Genomic DNA, 18,773 nt, shown 5'->3' on the forward strand with positions numbered 1-18,773 from the left:
GACTGGAGTCAGCCCTACGGCTGCCCGGCCGGGCAGGCGGCGTACTACGGACGCGGCCCGATCCAGCTCAGCTGGAACTTCAACTACAAGGCGGCCGGTGACGCGCTCGGCATCGACCTGCTCAACAACCCCTGGCAGGTGGAGAACAACGCCTCGGTCGCCTGGAAGACCGGCCTGTGGTACTGGAACACCCAGTCAGGACCGGGCACCATGACCCCGCACAACGCCATGGTGAACGGCGCCGGATTCGGCCAGACCATCCGTAGCATCAACGGCTCCCTCGAATGCGACGGCAAGAACCCGGCCCAGGTGCAGAGCCGTGTCGACGCCTACCAGCGCTTCACCCAGATCCTCGGTGTCTCACCGGGCAGCAACCTGTACTGCTGACGCGAACTGCCCGACGAGGAGCCGTCATGCCCCACGTGAAGTCCCTGACCAAGACCCTGCTGGCAGCGGTGGGCGCGATGGCGCTCGTCGTGGCCGTTCCGGCGAGCGCCCACGCGAACGTCCTCACCCTGCTGCCGCAGAACGCCGACGGTCTGGAGCAGACCTTCTCCCCCGCCTACGACTACGACGGCGACGGCTGCTACGCCACGGCAGCCATCGGCGCCGACGGGACCATCAACCCGGGTCTGAAACTCGGCGGCGACGTCAACGGTCACTGCCACGACTACGCCCAACTCGCCAACGCCAACACCTACTCACGCGAGAAGTGCAACAACGGCTGGTGTGCCGTCGTGTACGCCAGCTACTTCGAGAAGGACCAGGCGACTTACGGCCCGCTCGCCATCGGGCACACCCACGACTGGGAGCACGTCGTCGTGTGGATCAACAACAACGAGGTCCAGTACGTCTCCGTGTCCCAGCACACCAGCTACCAGGTGGCCGCCCGCTCCTCGGTCCGTTTCGACGGCACGCACCCGAAGATCGTCTACCACAAGGACGGCCTCTCCACCCACGACTTCCGCTTCGCCAACAGCAACGACGAGCCCCCGGAGAACGTGACCGGGGGCTGGTTCTACCCGCGCCTGGTGGGCTGGAACGGCTACCCTCCCGGCTTCCGCGACAAGCTGATGAGCGCCGACTTCGGCGCAGCCACCATCAAGATCAAGGACGGCGACTTCGCGTACGCACTGGCGCACTCCATGCCGTCGGGCATCCCCTTCGACCCCAACGCCTGACCCGCGGAGCGCGGCGTGTGCCGCGCCCGCGGGAGGAGCGGCGCAGCTGGGCGATGCGTCAGTCCGATGAGCCGGGCAGCCCGTGAGGGTGAAGCGGCTGTTCTTCGATCACCTCCTGTTCCTGCCGGGGTACCGGTGGCGGGAACAGGAGGTTTTCCAGGGCGGTCAGCGCGAACATCGCGATGAGCAGTATCTCCGGGACGAGCAGAGCAATCACGATCATGACGCCTCCCCGCACAGCGATCACAGCTGTCGCTCGGCGGCAACCTGGTCACGCCCACCGTGCGGCCGAACGGGGTACGCCGCACATCGGGGCGGGGTTCGTGTAGGCCGATCGGGCGACATCTTCTTCGCACGAATGCTCGACTGAGCAGGTAGATGCAGGAATCGGCGCGGCGACCCCGCAGGCGATGCCCTCACACGGCCGTTGACACATGCCGATATAGGCATATGATGAGGTCATGGCACGAGCGGCGACGACCTCGGACGCGTTCAACGCGATCGCCGAACCGCAGCGGCGGGAGATCCTGATGCTGCTGCGGGGCGGCGAGCGGCCCGTGACCGAACTGGCGCGGGACCTCGGGATGAGCCAGCCGCAGGCGTCCAAGCACCTGCGGGTGCTCCGCAAGGTCGGACTGGTGCGGGTGCGCGAGGCGGGCAAACAGCGGCTGTACGGCCTGGACGCCCGCGGGCTGCGGCCGGTCCACGAGTGGGTGGGCGGCTTCGAACGGTTCTGGAACGAGACCTTCGACCGGCTGGACGAGTACGTGCGGGATCTGAAACAGGCAAGGCAGGAGGAACCACCGGATGACGACGACCAGTAGCGGCGGCGGGCCCGACCGCACGACCGCGGACCGCGAGATCGTGATCTCCCGGGCCATCGGTGCCCCACGGGAGCTGGTGTTCGAGGCGTTCACGCAGGTCCGGCACCTGTCGCGGTGGTGGGGACCGGACGGCTTCACCACCACGACGCGGTCCTTCGAGTTCCGGGCGGGCGGGGCCTGGTCCTTCGTGATGCATGGGCCGGACGGGACCGACTACCAGGAGTGGATCACCTGGACCGAGATCGTCCCGCCGGAGCGGATCGCGCTGGTGCACGGCGAGTCCCGCGAGGACCCCAACGCCTTCGAGTCGGTCCTGACCTTCGAGCCGGCCGGCGAGGAGACCCGGATCGTGATGCGCACGGTGTTCCCCAGCAAGGAGCTGCGCGACGAGGCGGTGGACAAGTACCACGCGATCGAGGGCGGCCGGCAGACGCTGCGCCACCTGGCGGCCTACGTCGCCGAACTCACCGGGAACGAGACCGCCCGGAACGAGACCACACCGAGGGAAGCGGAGGGCTGATGGCCGGGAAGGTGTTCTTCAGCGTGACGATGTCGCTGGACGGCTTCATGGCACCGGAGGCCGTGCCCGTCGAGGACGTCTTCTCGCCCGGAGGTCAGAACGACCCGAGGGTCCAGCGCTGGATGACGAAGTGGTCGGAGTTGCAGTCGTGGCTGTTCCCGCAGCGGTGGTTCCGGGAGAACCTCAAGCTCGGCGAGGGCGGCGAGGAAGGACTCGACAACGACATCGCTCGGGCGACGTACGAGCGCACCGGCGTGAGCGTCATGGGCAAGCGCATGTTCGACGCCGGCGAGCTGGCATGGCCGGAGGAGGCGCCGTTCCACACCCCGGTGTTCGTCATAACCCACACCAAGCGTGACCCGTGGGAGCGGCCGGGCGGCACGACCTTCCACTTCGTCAACGACGGCATCTCCAGCGCACTGGACCAGGCCCGACAGGCCGCCGGCGACCGTGACGTCCGCATCGCCGGCGGCGCCGAGACGATCCAGGACTACCTGGACAGCGGCCTGATCGACGAGTTCTCGATCACCCTCGCGCCCGTGCTGTTCGGCACGGGCATCCGCCTGTTCGACCGTGTGGACCCGGACCGCCTCACCCTCACCCAGACCCGCGCGGACGCGTCATCCCGGGTGACCCACCTGACCTACACCGTCGGGAAGCGGTAGCCGGTGGACCACGCCGGCCATGAGGTACCGAAGACGACCGACATCGTGTTGAGGCTGTCAGTCCGTGACCTGGTGCACGCGGACCTGGCGTCGTGCGGGTGGGCAGGGTCCGACCACCATCTGGCGGGCGTCGCCGAGCAGTTGGAGCGGGTCCGGACCGGTGAGGTCGACTACCTGGCGGTCTGTCCCGCAACCGACATCCCTGTGGCGAAGGGCGGCGTCGACTACCAGGTCAAGGCGGGCGTCGGCACGTTGTGGCAGCTGGCGGTCCACCCCGCGTTGCAGTCCTGCGGGATCGGCACGTTCCTTGTCCAGGCCGCGGAACTGCGGATCCGGCACCGCGGTCTGCGCCTGGCCGAGCTGGCTGTGGAGGAGAACAATCCCCGGGCACGTGCACTGTACGAACGACTCGGATATGTCGCGTACGCCCGTCAGCCGGACTCGTGGGACGAGCAGGCCCCCGATGGATCGTTGCGCCGTTACGAAACGATGTGCACGTTGATGCGGAAGGAGCTCACCTAAGCCCGTCGACTTCGCAGGACCCTTCGGGTTCGTCAGAGGCTGAAGCGTTCCTTGCCGAGGAGCGGTCGCACGCGGGAGCGGAAGCCGCCCGTGCGGAAGGGGCGTTGCAGCAGGCCCGGACGCAGATGCTGGGCGATGGCGGCGGCGATCATGCCCTGGTCCAGGGCAAGGACGAAGTCGCTGACCCGGCCGGTGGCGGTGTCGACCGAGTCGCGGAAGCCGTACCGGTCGTCGTCGGCGCCGAAGTCGCGTGCCAGGGCGGTGAGGTTGGCCATGGCCTCGGTCGCGGCGTGGGGCAGGGCGAGCAAGGAGGCGTGCGGGGTGACGACACCCAGGGAGTTGTAGCCGTCCTCCTGCATGCCGATCGCGTCGACACCGTACTCGCGGTAGCCGCCCTCGGGGATGCTCGCGGGCGAGAATCCCCAGTAGCCGTACTTCTCCTCGGTCAGGCCGTGCTCGATCTGGCTGCGTACGTAACGTCGGTGCGTGACTCCCCACGACTGAGGAGACCATTCGGGTTCGGGCACGAACAGGGGCACCATCAGGGCCTCGAACATCGAGCCGCCCCAGGTGGGCACGAGCTTGCGGCCTCGGTACGTGTAATGGCCCTGCCATACCTGTACGCCGTCCACCGTGACGTAGGCGCCTTCGGGCTGCTGCTCCTGGCCCATGCCGGGCAGCAGGGTGCGGAAGAGGTGCCAGTAGTGCTCGGCGGGCAGGGAGCCGTCGGCGATGCCGAGATAGCTCGCCATGCGGGGTTCGGTGTTCAAGGCACCGTAGTGGTGGCCCGTGGGCTCCCCCTTGCCGGGCTTGTCGGGCCAGTATCCGCCGCGCAGCTGGCCCGGTCCGGCCACCGGATCGGCAGGGTCGTAGGGGGTGTAGTAGTAGGACCAGTCGGCGTCGGCGAGGAGCCGGGCGATACGCGGGCGCAGTTCCGGGTCGGCGTCGGCGGCGATCCTCAGGCCGGTGACCAGCCAGGCGTTGTCCACGGTGGAGAGGAACGGCCGGACCGGGTCGCCCGTCTCGGGCCAGCTGGTGAGGACCGATCCGTCGTGTGGGTCGTACCAGTTGAACCAGAAGCCGTGCGCTCGCTCCAGGCCCTCCACGGCCGTGAGGGTGCGGTCGAGGCGCTGGTGCATGACGGAGGGCGAGATCACTCCCAGGCCGGCCGCCGTCACGGTCGACCACAGTCCGCAGCCGATGTTGGTCGGTGAGGTCTGCGGTGAGGGCACCGGCGTGCCGGCTCCGCTGACGTCGATCTTGTCGGCGGCCAGGCCGGGATCGGTGGTCATGGCCGTGAGGGACCGGTAGGTCGCCTCGAACCAGGTGCGCGGCAGCGCGGGATCGGACGCGGCGCGGCGCTGGGACGCCGCCGCGGCCGGGGTGGCGGACGTGGCGGTGCCCAGGGCTGCGGTACCGGCGACGGCGGCGGTGAGGAACGTACGACGTTTCATGCGGTCCAACTCCCGGAGTAATGCGGGCGGAACGGGTGGAAGTTCGGTGCGGGTGCCTGTCGTTGAAGGGGGTGGTGCGCGGAGCCGGTGGTGTCAGGGGCCACCGGCTCCCGGATCGGGGGCGCGATCGCGGCCGTCAGCGCGTGGCGCGCGGCAGTTCTCGCGTGCGTCCCAGGCCGCCGAGCCATTCGGCGGAGGGCTTGGCGGTGCGGGAGAAGGTGACGGGGTCGACGGCGATGAGGCCGAAGGTGGGCTTGTAGGAGCCCCATTCGTAGTTGTCGAGGGCGCTCCAGGCGAGGTAGCCCTGGACGTCGAGGCCGTCTTCGATCGCTGCGGCGACCGCTTCGAGGGCGCCGGTGTAGTAGTCGACACGGCGGGTGTCGTCGGCGGTGGCGATGCCGTTCTCGGTGACGATCAGCGGCGTGTCCGGGCCGATGACGTCGGCGGTGTGGCGCAGGGCGTGGCCGACGGCCGCCGGGTAGTACTCCCACTGTGTCAGGGTGCGCTCGGCGTCCTCGGGTGCGCGGATGGGACCCTCGGGGCCGATCTTGGTGCGGGTGTAGGACTGGACGCCGATCCAGTCGTCCCCGCGGGCGGCCTCGATGAAGACGTCCTCGCGGGGACGGCGGTAGGCGGCGGTGACCTCTTCTGCGCCGGGCAGGGCCTGGTAGACCTGGTTGGCGATGGTCCAGCCGACCTGGATGCCGGGGTCGATGGCGCGTACCGCCTTGACGGCGGCATGGTGCGCGGCGATGACCGCGCGGGTGGTCTCCTCGTCGGGGGTCGGCAGCCCGGCGGGCGGGAAGCCCTGGTCGTCGGCCTTGGCGGCGCCCGCCATCACGGCGATCATGTTGGGTTCGTTGATGGTGCACACGTGACGGACGCCGTCCGCGATGATCGGCGCGCACGCTTCGACGTACCGGGCGAACAGCTCCGCGGTCCCGTCGGCGGTCCAGCCGCCGAGGTCCTCGAACCACTGCGGCACGGTGAAGTGGTGCAGGGTGACCATCGGACGCAGGCCACGGGCCAGGGCGCCCTCCGCCATGCGCCGGTAGTGCGCGATCTCCGCTCGCGAGAAGGCGCCGCGGACCGGTTCGACGCGGGCCCATTCCACGCTGAAGCGGTAGTCGGTGAAGCCGAGGCCGGCGAGCAGGTCCATGTCCTGTTCCCAGCGGTGGTAACTGTCGCAGGCGTCCAGGCTCGGCTCCGCGATCCTCGCCGCCGGGTCGTGTTCCTTGCGCCACCAGTCGCTGTTGACGTTGTTCCCCTCGATCTGGTGGGCGGCGGTGGAGGCGCCCCACAGGAAGCCGTCGGGGAAGGGCGTGGAAGTCTGCATCATCGTCCGTTCTGTTTCTCTGGTGCGTGTTCTCTGGTGCGTGCAGGCCCGGCCGTGGAGGCTCGCGCACGTGTCACGGGTGCGCGCCGGTGAATCGGGGATGGCGCGGTGAGATGGGGATGAGTGGCGTGTGGAGAGGGGCTGGGGCTACTTGAGCCCGGCGGTCGCGATGCCCTGGGTGAAGTGGCGCTGCAGGACGGCGAAGACGACCAGGACCGGCAGCACGATCAGCAGCGAACCGGCCATGAGCATGCCGTTGCCGCCGCCCACCGTGCGGTTGGGGTCGTTGGCGAATGTCGCCAACGCCACCGGCAGTCTGTACTTGCCGGGATCGTTCGTGGCGATCAGCGGCCAGACGAAGTTGTTCCAGGAACCGAGGAACGTGAAGATCGTCAGGGTCGCCAGGGCGGGTTTGACGAGCGGCAGCACGATGCGCCAGAAGATGTACCACTCGCCGGCGCCGTCGATGCGGGCCGCTTCGAGCAGCTCGTCGGGGATCGACTGCATGAACTGCCGCATCAGGAAGACCCCGAAGGCTCCGGCGGCGAAGGGCAGGACGAGCCCGGCGTAGGTGTCGATGAGGTTCAGCTTGTTCATCAGCACGTACAGCGGCAGGATCAGCAGGTTGCCCGGCACCATCAGGGCGGCGAGCACGAGACCGAACACCTTGGACCGGCCGGTGAACTCCAGCTTCGCCAGCGCGTAGCCGAGCATGGAGCAGAACAGCAGATTGCAGACGGTCACCAGCACCGCCACGATCAGCGAGTTCATGAAGTAGCGCGGCATGTCCAGCTGGTCGAGCAGATCACGGAAGTTGCCCAGCGTCCATTGGCCGGGGATCCACACCGGCGGGCTGGCCGTGAGGTCCTTCTTCGTCTTGAACGCCGACAGCGCCATCCACAGGAACGGTGCGGCCATGACCAGCAGCCCCAGTGAGGCGACCGCGTAGAGCACGGGTGTGCGGGCGCGGGACGTGCGGCGGTGGGCGGGGGCGGGTGCTGTCGGCGCGCTCATCGGGTGTTGTCCTTCAGCAGTCGGAGCTGGAGCACCGTGATCCCCATGATCACCACGAACAGCACGTACGCCATGGCGCTCGCGTAGCCCATGTGGAAGAAGTTGAAGCCCTCCCGGTACATGTCCAGGGAGACGGTCAGGGTGGAGTTGGAGGGGCCGCCCTGGGTCATCACGAAGGGCTCCTCGAAGACGTTGAGGTAGCCGATGGTGGTGATGACGGTGGCGTAGAGCATCGTCGGCCGCAGCAGGGGCACGGTGATGCGGCGCAGCTCCTGCCAGGCGCCCGCGCCGTCCAGCCGCGCGGCCTCCCGCACCTCGGCCGGGACGGCCTGCAACCCCGCGATGAACAGCACCATCACCGTGCCGAGGTTGCGCCATACCGCCATCGCGATCAGCGACGGCATGGCCCAGGTTCCCGAGCCGAGGAAGTCCGGTGCGGTCATGCCCAGCTCGGAGGCGAGACCGGAGACGAGGCCGTCCGAGGGGTCGAGGACGAACCGCCAGACGACGGCCACGGCGACGATGGCGGTGACCACCGGGGCGTAGAAGCCGACCCGGAAGAAGGTGCGGGCCCGGTCGATGCCGTTGTTGAGCAGGATGGCCACCAGCAGTCCCAGCACGATGGTCAGCGGCACGCCGGCGACCACGAAACAGGCGGTGTTGAACAGTGCTTTGCGGAACGTGTCGTCGCTGAAGAGCCGCACGTAGTTGTCGACGCCGACGAACTTCGCTTCCAGCGGGCGGGTGACGTTGCGGGCCCCGAAGTCGGTGAAGCTCATCACGAGCGTGGCGACGATCGGGAAGAGCATGAAGAGGCCGAAGAGCACCAGGAACGGGGTGGAGAACAGCCAGCCGTGCAGATTGCGCCGGCCCAGCGGGCGGCGTCGGCCCGTCCTGTGCGTCGACCGCTTGGACGGTGCGACCGGCCTGGGTCCGGCCGTGGCCGCGTACGAGGCTCTTCGCAGCGCGGAGCCGCAGAGCCGCAGAGCAGTATCCCGCCACGCCGGCGGCAGACGGATGGGCTCATGGCGAAGAGCGGCGCACCGAACGGCCTGGTGGCCCCGTCGACCTCAGCAAAACCCACCGGACGCTTGAAAGAGCCTTGGAATTTTCGTCGGGATGAACGTAGGCGACTCCTCGAGCCGTCCTGGCAGGATGTCGGCATGGAACGAGTGCTTGGAATCGGTGGGTACTTCATGCGTGCCGCCGACCCGGAGGCCCTGAGCGCCTGGTATCGCGATTGTCTGGGTATGGACGTCGACGAGAACGGCCTGTGGCGTCAGGGAGCCGGGCGACGGTGTTCGCGACGTTCGAGGCCGGGACCGACTACTTCGGGTCCCGCGCCCAGCAGAGCATGCTCAACTTCCGGGTTCGCGACCTGGATGCGATGCTCGCGCAACTGCGCGCCAGGGGAGCGGACGTGGTCGAAGAGACGCAGGACATGGAGGGTGTCGGCCGATTCGGCTGGGTCACCGATCCGGAAGGCAATCGGATCGAGCTGTGGCAGCCCGCCTGACGAGTCACGGCCGAGACAGCCTGACGCCTGATCCGCACCGCGCTGCACGCCGTCTGCGGCCGCACCGGCCGCGCCGGCCGCACACGACCCTGTACCCGCCAACTGGCCGTGTGCTTCGCACTCGCCCGACGTCTCGACGAACGACCTCGGCCTTCGGCGATGGTGCCGGAGACCGGCAGGGGGTCAGGTTCGGGCGGGCGGTGGCGGGGTCGTCAGGGGTCCGTAGACCTGGATCTGGCCGTTGCACTCGCGGACGGCGAGGCGTGGGAGTGCGGGGAGGGGCCGGTGGGAGTGGAAGTTGTGGAGCGGGCCGCCGTCGAGTGCGAACGTGGCGCCGTGGCAGGGGCAGGCCAGAGTGTCGCGGGTGTCGTTGAGAGTGAGGCGGCAGGCCTGGTGGGTGCAGACCCCGGACACGGCTCGCAGGTGTCCGGAGGTTCGGTGCACGAAGCCGGTGACGGCTCCGAGGTCGAAGTCGAGGACGGCGCCTTCGGGCAGCTTGGCGCTGGTGGCCACCGTCTGCCAGGTGCCGTGGGAGGGCGTCAGGTCGCTCTGGGCGGCCGGAGCTGCGGGGTCCGCGCTGAGCAGCGGTTTCGTGACGAGTCCGATGGCGAAGGCGGCTGCGGACATCAGTCCGGCGCGCAGGAAGCGGCGGCGGTCGCTCCGAAGTGCCGTCAGAAGGCGCCACTTGGGCTGCCTGTCGGGCTCCTCCTTCAGTTCGGCGGCCAGCTTGTCGCGCAGCCGGTCGACGAAGGCGTCGGTGGGCCGGGCCTGTTCGGTGCTGGAGCCCGCCAGTTCGACGGCGGCGCGGATCCGGGCCGCGTCGTCGTCGGTGGGTGTGAACGCCTTGGGTCGTCGCCCGGCGAGCAGTCGGTTGATGTAGTGGTCGGCTGTGCCTCTCACCGCGGCCCCCCATCCCCCGCGCGCCGGTCATCCGGGACTGTCGTGCTTTCGCCGGGCCGGGCGGCCTCGTACGGTTCCAGGCCGGCGGCCTTGCGCAGTGCCCGGTACTGGAGCACCTTGGCGTTGGCGACGGTGATGCCCATGTCGGCTGCGGCCTCCTTCACAGAGTATCCGAGCAGGAACCGCAGGCTGAGGATGCGGCGGTGGCGCTCGGGCAGGGCCGCCAGGATGCGCCCGGCGTGTTCCTCGGCACGGCTGGACACATGGTGCCCGACCGGCTCGGCGTAGTCCTCCAGGTCGGTGACGTCGATGTCGATGACGGTGATCTGGCGGCCCAGGGTCCGCTGCCAGTGCGCGGCGAGCACGGTGCGGGCGGTGGCCAGCAGGTAGGCGCGAACCTCGCCGACGGTCGCGGTGGTCCGCAGTGGCTTCAGGGCGGTCAGGAAGACCTGCGAGGTGAGGTCCTCGGCGTCGGGGCGGTTGCCGACCTTGTTGTACATCAGCCGGTGGATCCAGCCGACGTTGTCCTCGTAGATCGCCTCCCAGCCGGGATAGACGGCGGTCGGCAACTGCCGGGGCCGGGCGGGGGCGGCGCGCTCCTCGGAGCTACGCCGTTCCGCCCGGTCCTCTTCGTCCGGCGGCGCCTGCCCCACAGGCTCGCCTGGAGCCTGTGCGCCCGAGCCTGCTCTCTGCCACAGCCGTCGCATCCGGAGACCGCCTCGCGTGTTCTCGTGCGTCATTGCGGGACGGTTCGTGTTCCGCTCCTCTCCCCCGACAAGGAGCGGAACACGAGCCGCGGTGACCACCCAAACCCCCGACCCCCGCGGTCACGCCGCGAGCCGGTCACCTTCCAATACGCGGCCGGGTTACACACCGCTCAGCGGGGACCCTGCCGCACGGGGATCTCGGGGACGTTGTCACCCGGTGCACGACTCCGCTCCGGCCCTGTGTGGCCCGGCGGTGGTCAGGTCGTCGCGGTGCCGACGGCAGGTGACGTGGAGTCCGTGGTGTCCGCACGTGCGCCGGCCGCCCGGCGCCGCAGCAGCGTGTACGTCCACAGGCACCCGAGCAGGAGCAGGGTCGCGGTCTCGGAGAGCACGCTGAGGAACGCGTCGGGATGCGGCTGGAAGCCGCGTTCGGTGAAACCCCACAGGCCCGTGGTCCGGGACAGCGCGAAGCCGCCCAGCGCGCCGAGCGCGGTGCCCGCGGCGGCCAGTCGCAGGATCAGGGGGTCCCCGAAGAGCAGCAGCGCGGCCACCGCGAACGAGACCGCGCCCTGGAGGAGAAACATCACTCCGATGTGCGGGACGAAGCGGTAGCCGTTGACGTAGAGCTTGGCGTGCAGGTAGCCGCTCTCGGTGACGGTGGCGACGACGGCGAGCCGGATCAGCAGCGGAACGAGCCGGACCGGGCGCATGCGGAGGGGCATTCGGAGGGCGGGAGTGCTCATGCGAGTCGTTCCTCCTTGACGGCCAGGGCGTGGTCGCCTTCGTGGTAGGTGACGCTGCGGATGCCCAGGGCGTCCTTGAGCCGCCCGGCGGGCAGGACCTGCGGCGTGGGGGCCGGGGCCGTGCCGGGCCTGGGCAGCGGGTAGGCCGTCGTGGTGGCCGAGTGGAAGGTGATGTTGCCCTCGGTCTTGGTGAACAGCTGGTGCACGTGCCCGTTCAGGCACGTCACCGACGAGAAGCGGCGCAGCATGTTGATCACCTGGAGTGCGTCGTCGGTGCTCCAGCCCCACTTCGGGTACATGGCGAACAGGGGGATGTGGCTGAACACCACGACCGGGGTGTCGGACTTCACTGCGGCCAGGTCCTTGCGCACGAAGTCGATCTGCTCGGTGCCCAGGTGGCCGAGCTTTTCCAGGCTGAGGGTGTTGACCAGGGCCAGGAAGTGCACCCCGTGGGTGTCGAAGCTGTACCAGCCGTCGCCGGAGGTGTTCGCGCCGAAGGTCTGCCGGTACGCCTTGCCGCCGTCGCCCACCGAGTCGTGCTCGCCCGGCACCACGAACACGCGGTCGGTCCGCGCCGTGGACAGCATCTGCTTGACCTGGTCGAACTGCGCGGGGGTCGACAGGTGCGTCAGGTCCCCGGTGTGCATGACGAAATCCGGCCGGTTTCCCAGGGAGTTGATCGTGCCCAGGGCGTGCTCGAAGGAGCCCACGACGTCGGTGTTGGCCGGGCCCTGGAACCCGATATGGCTGTCGGAGACCTGCACGAATCGCAGTGTGTGCGGGTCGTCGGCGGTCGCGGCGGCGGGGCTGTCGTGGCCGTGGGCGACCTGACTGATCACCTCTCCGCCGACGACACTGAGTACCACCGCGCCGCCGAACCACCCGGCATGGCGCATCAACTGCCGTCGCGTCATGCCGTGTTCGCCGACGCCCTGCTCCTGGACCTGCCCGCCGTGCCCGCTGTGTCCACCGTGCCCGTTCACTTCGTCACCGTCACAGTCGCCGTCATGAACGGATGGATCGTGCACAGATACTTGTACGTGCCAGGCTTGGCAAAGGTGTAACTGAACGTGTCACCGGTGTTCATGGCCTTCGAGTTCAACGGACCACCGGATCCGTCACTGGTGACCGTGTGCGCGTCGGCGTCCTGGTTCGTCCAGGTCACCTTGGTCCCGGCCGTCACGGTCAGTACCGCCGGCGAGAACGCGAAGTTCTTGATCGCCACCGCGGTTCCGGAGGCCGGTGCGGGTGCCGATGCCGCCGCGCTCGCGCTGCCTGCGCCGGACGTCGACGGCATGTCCATACCGGGCATCGAGGACGCGGCACCGGAAGCGCCCGGCATACCCGGCAGGCTGCTGGCCGCCGACCCCTTCAGCCCGGCGTCCGCCTTGTTCCCGCCCGAACCACCGCCGCACGCGGACAGCAGTCCGAGGGAACCGACGACTGCGAGGGCGACGACGCCGGTACGCGGCTTGCGTGTCAGGGGATTCATGCCCCGGGCGAAGGACGGCCGCGGCGGCAGCGGCTTCTTCGCGGGAGCGGAGCCGAATGTGCGCGATTGCATGACTGGGATTCCTCGTGTTCGGCCACCCGGCAAGGGGTGGGTGCCTTCCACCGCCGGGCGAGAGCCCCCGGCGGATCCACAGAGGAATAGGAGGGCGTGTTACACGCTGCTGGCCCGTAGCGGCCCCCCGCGCGGCAACCGTTGTTGCCGCCGCGGCAACCGTCGTTGCCCGGCTCACCGTCACGCGTGGCACGAGCCGTAAACCCGTGCCGCTGTGTCAGAGCCGGGTGTCGCCGCCCCTCTGGCCGGCCCTGCTCGCGCGGTCACCGGCGGTCGTCGTCTCCGTCGGGGTCGGCGCAGCTCATACGGCCCTACGCGGAAAGGCCGGCGAGGAACGGGGAGATCAGCCCATGCACGATGTCGGGTTGCTCCAGGTGCAGATCATGGCGGGTTCCGGGAATGCTGACGGACACGGTCGGGACGCGTCGGCGCATCAGGTCATCGACCCGCGCAGGCGAGATGAAGCTCGACTGGGCGAGGATGAGCAGAGTGGGACACGTGATGCGCCCCCACTCGTGGGCAAGGGACCGCTGGGCTGCATCCGCCACGGACCGGACCATCACCTCCCGGTCGAAGCGGGGCCACCACTGGCCCCCGCGCTCCTCCAGGCCATCCGCCCAGCCCATGCCGACCGGTCCGCCGCCGAAGAACTGGACCGCGGCGTCGCGCGACGGAAAGGAGGCCGGCCACGAGTCGAACCACCGGCGGATATGAGCCGGCCACTCGGGGTCGGGACCGCTCACGTCGGCTTCGACGGCCACCAGCGCACGGACCAGCTCAGGATGCCTCGCGGCGGCCAGGATGGCCGTGTGTCCGCCCAGCGACTGTCCGACAAGAACAACGCGCTCCAGGCCCAACTGATCTGCCACGGCGACGACGTCCTCGACGAAGGCGTCCCTGGAGACGTCCGAAGGGAAACGGTCGCTGGCGCCTTGACCACGCTGGTCGACCGCGACCACCCGGTGTTCCGAGCTCAGGGACCTCGCGAGGGCGTCCCACTCACCCGCATGACCGGCCAGTCCGTGCAGCAGCACCAACGCCGGCCCGTCTCCGCCCCAGTCCCGGCAGACAAGCCGCACGCCTTCCCGCTCGACCACACGCTCGGTCCACGTCATCTGCGCACCCTAGCGTGCATCCGCTGGGGCGGCTCACGGCCGGCCGCGTCCGCGAGTGTCGCATCCACCGCCGCTCCCGCACTGTGCGGAGCGATCTCGGGTGGTGACACGAGGCGGCTCGCCGCCGACCGGATCCGCTCGTCGGATCATCCTCGCCTCGAGAGGGGCCCGCCCGCTCGACCGTCGGAGGGAGCGATCTGTCGGAGGGAGCGCTCTGGTTGCGCTTCACGGTCGGGCCATGACGATGGAAGGGGGGCATCAGGGGGGACCGACCCGTCGCGGCTGGAGAGGTCGATGCCGTCGAGGACCGTACGTCCCCGCGACGACCGGGTCGGGCCGCGGGCCGCACGAACAGGGCACGCACGTGCTCGTGACATGGAGTGGACATGGCCCAGCTTCCCCCGCCGATCCCCCCGTACCTCGAACCCGCCGCGAAGGAGCTGGCCGAGGCCACCGACCCGCACCCCCGGATCTACGAGGTCCCTCCGGAGAAGGGCCGTGACATCCTGCTCGGCCTGCAGAGCGACCCCAGCGTGCCCCGCCCGGACGTCGACGAGGAATGGGTCGATGTGGACACCGGTGACTGGGGCACGGTCCGCACCCGGATCATCCGGCCCAAGGGCGCGAGCAGGCCGCTGCCGGTGCTGTTCTACATCCACGGCGCCGGCTGGGTCTTCGGGGACGACAAGACCCACGACCGACTCTTCCGCGAACTCACCGTCGGTGCGAACGCCGCGGGCGTCTTCCCCGTCTACGACCGGGCGCCGGAGGCGAAGTACCCGACCCAGGTGGAGCAGAACTACGCGGTGGGCCAGTGGGTGATGGAACACGGCGCGGAGCACGGCCTGGACACCTCACGCGTCGCCGTCACCGGCGAGTCGGTCGGCGGCTGCATGTCGGCCGTCTTCGCGCTGATGAACAAGGAGCGCGGGGGCATCGACCTCAAGGCCCAGTGCCTGCTCTACCCCGTGACCAACGCGGACTTCGACACCCCCTCCTACGTGCAGTTCGCCGAGGGCTACTACCTCACCCGCGACGCCATGAAGTGGTTCTGGGACGCCTACACCACCGACCCGGCCCAGCGCGCGGAGGTGCACGCCTCCCCGCTCCAGGCATCCCTCGACGAGCTCCGGGGCCTGCCGCTCACCCTGGTCATCACCGACGAGGCCGACGTGCTGCGGGACGAGGGCGAACAGTACGCCAACAAGCTGCGCGAGGCCGGTGTCGACGTCACCGCGGTACGGGTGGCCGGCATGGTCCACGACTTCCTCCTTCTGGACAGCCTGCGTGACACCCGCGCCGCCAACATCGCCCGCAAGATCGCCGTCGACTTCCTGAGGACGGCGCTGAACGGCGGTTGAGGCAGCCGCGCGTGACGCCCCCTGCATTGTTGACGGTGCTTACATCTGCGGCTACGCTCATGTAATCACCGCTAACATTCGAGCGAGGGAGCTGCGCCGGTGTCATCACTCCAGCAGGAATCAGTGAAGGTCGACCTGGGTGGCCGTACGGTCACGGTCCCGAGGGACGGGCTGTACGACCGGTACCGGATGGACACCGACCTCGACGAGGTCGCCCGCGATCCCCGCGTCAGCGGCGTGGACTTCTTCCGGCGGCTGCCCAAGACCAGGGTCGACTCCCCGATCGGGCCCACGCTCACCCCGAACTTCTACTACCGCATCGCCACCGCCCGGCTCACGATGCTGGCCCCCTCCCGCGCGATCCGTACGCGCCTGCCCAGGGAGCTGGCGCCCCTGCAGGTCGCACCGGGACTCGGCCTGATCTCGGTCATGTTCTTCCGGTACGACGTGTGCGACATCGACTTCTACACCGAAGCCGCCGTCGGGATCGCCGTGAAGCCCGCGCGCCACGGCAAGCTCGGCTTCTTCGACCTCGTCGCCGGTCTCAAGAACGAGCATCTCGACTCGTACGTGCTCTCCCTGCCGGTGAGCACCGAGATCGCCCAGGTGCGCGGCCACGACGGATACGGCTTCCCCAAGTGGGTCACCGAGCTGGACGTCGACATCGACACCACCCGGACGACGGCGCGTGTGGCCAACGACTCCGGCGGCGTCGACCTGGCACTCTCGGCGGCCACGCCGGCTCAGACCGCTCACCGCAGCGGTGAGCGTGTCTCGTCCCTGACCTCGTACACAGCGATCGACGGCGCGTGGCACTCGACCCTGAGCCAGACCAACGTCCTGTCGGCCGGCACCACGCTCCTCCCGCGCGATGTCGCGCTCCGGGTCGGGGAGGGCCGCATGGCCGACGACCTGCGATCACTCAAGCCGATCCGGCCTGTTCAGTTCGACGTCGTGACCGAGGGCCAGCTCGCGCTGCACATGCCGGTCCCGACCTCCGTCCGGAACCGGTGGTGAGGAGTCCTGCCATGGCCACCGACCACGCCACCACCCCTCCCGCCACCGCCCGGCCCACCGCTGTTCGCGGTACCGGCCTGCCCGCGTCCTTGACCCCGGCCCGGATCGAACGGCTGGCCACGCGGGCCGCAGCGGCAACCGACGCCGTACGGGTCACGACCAAGGCCCCTTACACCGGAGCCCCCCTGGCCGACCTGCCGGTCGCCACCCCGGCGGACGTCGAGAACGCGTTCGCGCGCGCCCGTATCGCGCAGAAGGCCTGGGCCGCCACCTCAGTGAGCCAACGCAAGAAGATCCTCCTGCGCTTCCACGACCTGGTTCTGGCCCGCCGGGACGAGGCGCTGGATCTGATGCAGACCGAGAACGGCAAGACCCGCCGCGACGCGCTCCTCGAGGTGGTCGACATCGCGATCACCTCCCGGTACTACGCGCGCAACGCCGCCAGGTACCTCGAGCCCAAGCGCCGCCGTGGCGCGATCCCGCTGCTGACGCACACCACCGAACTGCGCCACCCCAAGGGCGTCGTCGCGGTCGTCTCCCCATGGAACTACCCCCTGAGCATGGCCGCCGGCGACGCCATCGCCGCCCTCATGGCCGGCAACGCCGTCGTCCAGAAGCCCGACACCCAGACCGCGCTCACCGCGCTGTGGTCATTGGAGCTGATGCACGAGGCCGGCCTGCCGGCCGGGGTGTGGCAGATGGTCGTCGGGCGGGGCAGCTCCATCGGCGGCGCCCTCATGGACAACGCCGACTACATGATGTTCACCGGCTCCACCGCTACCGGACGCAAGATCGCGCGCGACGCCGGAGAGCGTCTCATCGGGGCTTCCCTCGAACTCGGCGGCAAGAACGCCATGATCGTCCTGGACGACGCGGACCTCGAGAAGGCCGCGGACGGCGCCGTCGCGGCGTGTTTCCCCTCGGCCGGCCAGCTCTGCGTCTCCATCGAGCGCCTGTACGTGGCCGAGGCGATCCACGACCGGTTCGTCGCCGCCTTCGTCGCGCACACCAAGCAGCTCAGGATCGGCGCCGCGTACGACTACAGCATCGATGTCGGCAGTCTCACCACCACCTCCCAGCTTCAGACCGTCACCGAGCACGTGGACGACGCCGTCGCCAAGGGCGCCACCGTCCTCGCCGGCGCAAGGGCACGGCCGGACCTGGGGCCACTGTTCTACGAACCGACGATCCTCGCCGATGTCACCCCTGACATGACGCTCTTCACCCACGAGACCTTCGGCCCTGTCGTCTCGGTCTACCCGTACCATGTCCTGAGTTCGCATACCATTTAATATCTTTATCATCAGATTCTACAGTTTCATATATATAATTTGCTGATTGAGGATCAATCATTTTATCTTGTTCTGCTTGAACAACTAATATTGGGTCCATCACTTCATCCACTTGATCTTTAACGCCTTTCATTGTAGCACTTAATTCTTCAAGTGTTTCAGTTGGATGGAAATGTTCCATTTCTTGATCAATGGTCGCTTGATCTTTACCCTCATATTTCTTGAAATTTCTAGCATATTCTAAAAACCCGTCGTAAATTGTGCTCGATGACTTATCATCCATAGGAGCGCACATAGTTATAATACCCTTAACATCTCTGTTTAAGCTTAATTTTAGAGCAAAAACGCCACCTAATGATAATCCCGCAACTGCGATTTCATCATATCCTTGATCAACTAAATATTGATAGCCATCTAAGACATCTTTAAACCATACGTATGGACTTGATTTTAATATCTCTTCAGGTGGTGCAGCATGTCCCTCATATTGTGGCGCATAAGATGTATAGCCCTTTTTCTGTAAGAAACGGCCTAATTGTCTTACATCTGAAGAATTACCTGTAAATCCATGTAATAACAATACTGCACGCTTGCCCTCTTCGAAAAAGAAAGGCTTAGGTAGTTTAATTTGCATGATGTTCATCCCTCTTCCAAAAGTATTCATAAACCATTTTTATATCAAACGACTTCCCTTTATTAGTCAATATCTCTACCATTCATTTTCTCTTTATTATAAATAAAAAAGCCCGACATGAACATCGTCGGACCTTATAAACCAAGATAACTTATGCCAATCATAAGTAAAAAGAATATTACAGATAAAATTATTGTTAATCTATGCAAGAATAAATCGACGCCACGTTGTTTTTGTTTTTGTTTACCAAATAACTGTTCTGCGCCGCCACTGATAGCACCTGAAAGTCCATTACTTTTTCCTTCTTGGAGTCCCACGACGACATGTCCGCCTGGACGCCGGAGCGGATCCGCGCGGACCTCCAGCAGACCGGTGCGCTGATCCACCGGGCGGCGCCCGGTGTCCCCG

20 protein-coding genes and 4 pseudogenes are annotated in these 18,773 nt (G+C 67.6%); 10 read left to right on the plus strand and 14 right to left on the minus strand.

What is annotated here, in order from left to right; all coding sequences use genetic code 11:
* Positions 1-387: chitinase (locus ABZ484_RS35030; protein WP_358870004.1), on the plus strand; the 387-nt coding region annotated here is incomplete at its 5' end.
* Positions 388-413: 26 nt separating this feature from the next.
* Complete coding sequence (locus ABZ484_RS35035) at positions 414-1,181, plus strand: NPP1 family protein (RefSeq protein ID WP_358870005.1); 768 nt, start codon at positions 414-416, stop codon at positions 1,179-1,181.
* A gap of 58 nt (positions 1,182-1,239) precedes the next feature.
* Here ABZ484_RS35035 and ABZ484_RS35040 read toward each other — a convergent pair whose 3' ends face one another.
* Positions 1,240-1,404, minus strand: coding sequence for a hypothetical protein (locus ABZ484_RS35040; RefSeq protein ID WP_358870006.1), 165 nt, complete (start codon positions 1,402-1,404; stop codon positions 1,240-1,242).
* Positions 1,405-1,642: 238 nt separating this feature from the next.
* Between ABZ484_RS35040 and ABZ484_RS35045 the strand changes: the two genes are divergently transcribed.
* Genes ABZ484_RS35045 through ABZ484_RS35060 form a run of 4 tightly spaced genes read left to right on the plus strand, consistent with a single transcriptional unit; the run spans position 1,643 to position 3,712 of the window.
* Positions 1,643-2,005: a metalloregulator ArsR/SmtB family transcription factor gene (locus tag ABZ484_RS35045; RefSeq protein ID WP_358870007.1), complete on the plus strand. Its 363-nt coding sequence runs from the start codon at positions 1,643-1,645 to the stop codon at positions 2,003-2,005.
* A complete protein-coding gene (locus ABZ484_RS35050) occupies positions 1,989-2,525 on the plus strand; it encodes an SRPBCC family protein (RefSeq protein WP_358870008.1) in 537 nt (178 codons plus the stop codon). The genes ABZ484_RS35045 and ABZ484_RS35050 overlap by 17 nt, the downstream gene beginning before the upstream one ends.
* A complete protein-coding gene (locus tag ABZ484_RS35055) occupies positions 2,525-3,190 on the plus strand; it encodes a dihydrofolate reductase family protein (protein ID WP_358870009.1) in 666 nt (221 codons plus the stop codon). Before ABZ484_RS35050 ends, ABZ484_RS35055 begins: the two co-directional genes overlap by 1 nt.
* Before the next feature lie 3 nt (positions 3,191-3,193).
* A complete protein-coding gene (locus tag ABZ484_RS35060; protein WP_358870010.1) occupies positions 3,194-3,712 on the plus strand; it encodes a GNAT family N-acetyltransferase in 519 nt (172 codons plus the stop codon).
* Positions 3,713-3,744: 32 nt separating this feature from the next.
* Here ABZ484_RS35060 and ABZ484_RS35065 read toward each other — a convergent pair whose 3' ends face one another.
* From ABZ484_RS35065 to ABZ484_RS35080, 4 genes are all read right to left on the minus strand, one after another.
* Positions 3,745-5,166, minus strand: coding sequence for a glucoamylase family protein (locus ABZ484_RS35065; RefSeq protein ID WP_358870011.1), 1,422 nt, complete (start codon positions 5,164-5,166; stop codon positions 3,745-3,747).
* Between the two features lie 136 nt (positions 5,167-5,302).
* A complete protein-coding gene (locus ABZ484_RS35070; RefSeq protein ID WP_358870012.1) occupies positions 5,303-6,505 on the minus strand; it encodes a family 1 glycosylhydrolase in 1,203 nt (400 codons plus the stop codon).
* 144 nt (positions 6,506-6,649) lie between these two features.
* Positions 6,650-7,516, minus strand: a complete 867-nt coding sequence (locus tag ABZ484_RS35075) for a carbohydrate ABC transporter permease (RefSeq protein ID WP_358870013.1) — start codon at positions 7,514-7,516, stop codon at positions 6,650-6,652.
* Positions 7,513-8,481 carry a sugar ABC transporter permease gene (locus tag ABZ484_RS35080; RefSeq protein WP_358870022.1) on the minus strand — a complete coding sequence of 323 codons (969 nt, stop codon included), beginning with the start codon at positions 8,479-8,481 and terminating at the stop codon, positions 7,513-7,515. Before ABZ484_RS35080 ends, ABZ484_RS35075 begins: the two co-directional genes overlap by 4 nt.
* 198 nt (positions 8,482-8,679) lie before the next feature.
* Between ABZ484_RS35080 and ABZ484_RS35085 the strand changes: the two are divergent.
* Positions 8,680-9,032, plus strand: a pseudogene (locus tag ABZ484_RS35085) (VOC family protein).
* 183 nt (positions 9,033-9,215) lie between these two features.
* On the opposite strand, the gene ABZ484_RS35090 reads toward ABZ484_RS35085, so the two are convergent.
* From ABZ484_RS35090 to ABZ484_RS35120, 7 genes and pseudogenes are all read right to left on the minus strand, one after another.
* Positions 9,216-9,932, minus strand: a complete 717-nt coding sequence (locus ABZ484_RS35090) for a Rieske (2Fe-2S) protein (protein ID WP_358870014.1) — start codon at positions 9,930-9,932, stop codon at positions 9,216-9,218.
* Positions 9,929-10,585, minus strand: a complete 657-nt coding sequence (locus ABZ484_RS35095) for a sigma-70 family RNA polymerase sigma factor (protein WP_358870015.1) — start codon at positions 10,583-10,585, stop codon at positions 9,929-9,931. The genes ABZ484_RS35090 and ABZ484_RS35095 overlap by 4 nt, the downstream gene beginning before the upstream one ends.
* A gap of 311 nt (positions 10,586-10,896) precedes the next feature.
* On the minus strand, positions 10,897-11,382 hold the full coding sequence (locus tag ABZ484_RS35100; protein WP_358870016.1) for a hypothetical protein: 486 nt from the start codon (positions 11,380-11,382) through the stop codon (positions 10,897-10,899).
* Positions 11,379-12,365 carry a metallophosphoesterase gene (locus ABZ484_RS35105; protein ID WP_358870017.1) on the minus strand — a complete coding sequence of 329 codons (987 nt, stop codon included), beginning with the start codon at positions 12,363-12,365 and terminating at the stop codon, positions 11,379-11,381. The genes ABZ484_RS35100 and ABZ484_RS35105 overlap by 4 nt, the downstream gene beginning before the upstream one ends.
* The gene (locus tag ABZ484_RS35110; RefSeq protein ID WP_358870018.1) at positions 12,362-12,997 is read right to left on the minus strand and encodes a cupredoxin family copper-binding protein; all 636 of its coding nucleotides are present in this window, start codon (positions 12,995-12,997) and stop codon (positions 12,362-12,364) included. Before ABZ484_RS35110 ends, ABZ484_RS35105 begins: the two co-directional genes overlap by 4 nt.
* A 260-nt stretch (positions 12,998-13,257) precedes the next feature.
* Complete coding sequence (locus tag ABZ484_RS35115) at positions 13,258-14,061, minus strand: alpha/beta hydrolase (RefSeq protein WP_358870019.1); 804 nt, start codon at positions 14,059-14,061, stop codon at positions 13,258-13,260.
* A gap of 32 nt (positions 14,062-14,093) precedes the next feature.
* Positions 14,094-14,201, minus strand: a pseudogene (locus ABZ484_RS35120) (dipeptidase); the annotation flags it as partial.
* Positions 14,202-14,447: 246 nt separating this feature from the next.
* Between ABZ484_RS35120 and ABZ484_RS35125 the strand changes: the two are divergent.
* The 3 genes and pseudogenes from ABZ484_RS35125 to ABZ484_RS35135 form a co-directional block, all read left to right on the plus strand.
* Positions 14,448-15,422, plus strand: coding sequence for an alpha/beta hydrolase (locus ABZ484_RS35125; RefSeq protein ID WP_358870020.1), 975 nt, complete (start codon positions 14,448-14,450; stop codon positions 15,420-15,422).
* A gap of 99 nt (positions 15,423-15,521) precedes the next feature.
* Positions 15,522-16,439 (plus strand): acetoacetate decarboxylase family protein, encoded by a 918-nt coding sequence (locus ABZ484_RS35130; protein ID WP_358870021.1) that lies wholly within the window; start codon positions 15,522-15,524, stop codon positions 16,437-16,439.
* A gap of 11 nt (positions 16,440-16,450) precedes the next feature.
* Positions 16,451-17,704: pseudogene (locus ABZ484_RS35135) on the plus strand (succinic semialdehyde dehydrogenase); the annotation flags it as partial.
* On the opposite strand, the pseudogene ABZ484_RS35140 reads toward ABZ484_RS35135, so the two are convergent.
* Both ABZ484_RS35140 and secG read right to left on the minus strand, forming a co-directional pair.
* Positions 17,609-18,368: pseudogene (locus ABZ484_RS35140) on the minus strand (carboxylesterase); the annotation flags it as partial. The pseudogenes ABZ484_RS35135 and ABZ484_RS35140 sit on opposite strands and share 96 nt — an antisense overlap.
* A 131-nt stretch (positions 18,369-18,499) precedes the next feature.
* The gene (secG, locus tag ABZ484_RS35145) at positions 18,500-18,751 is read right to left on the minus strand and encodes a preprotein translocase subunit SecG (RefSeq protein ID WP_358870023.1); all 252 of its coding nucleotides are present in this window, start codon (positions 18,749-18,751) and stop codon (positions 18,500-18,502) included.
* Between the last annotated feature and the right edge of the window lie 22 nt (positions 18,752-18,773).

The organism is Streptomyces sp. NPDC006393 (assembly GCF_040628575.1).
Classification (GTDB): Bacteria; Actinomycetota; Actinomycetes; order Streptomycetales; family Streptomycetaceae; genus Streptomyces.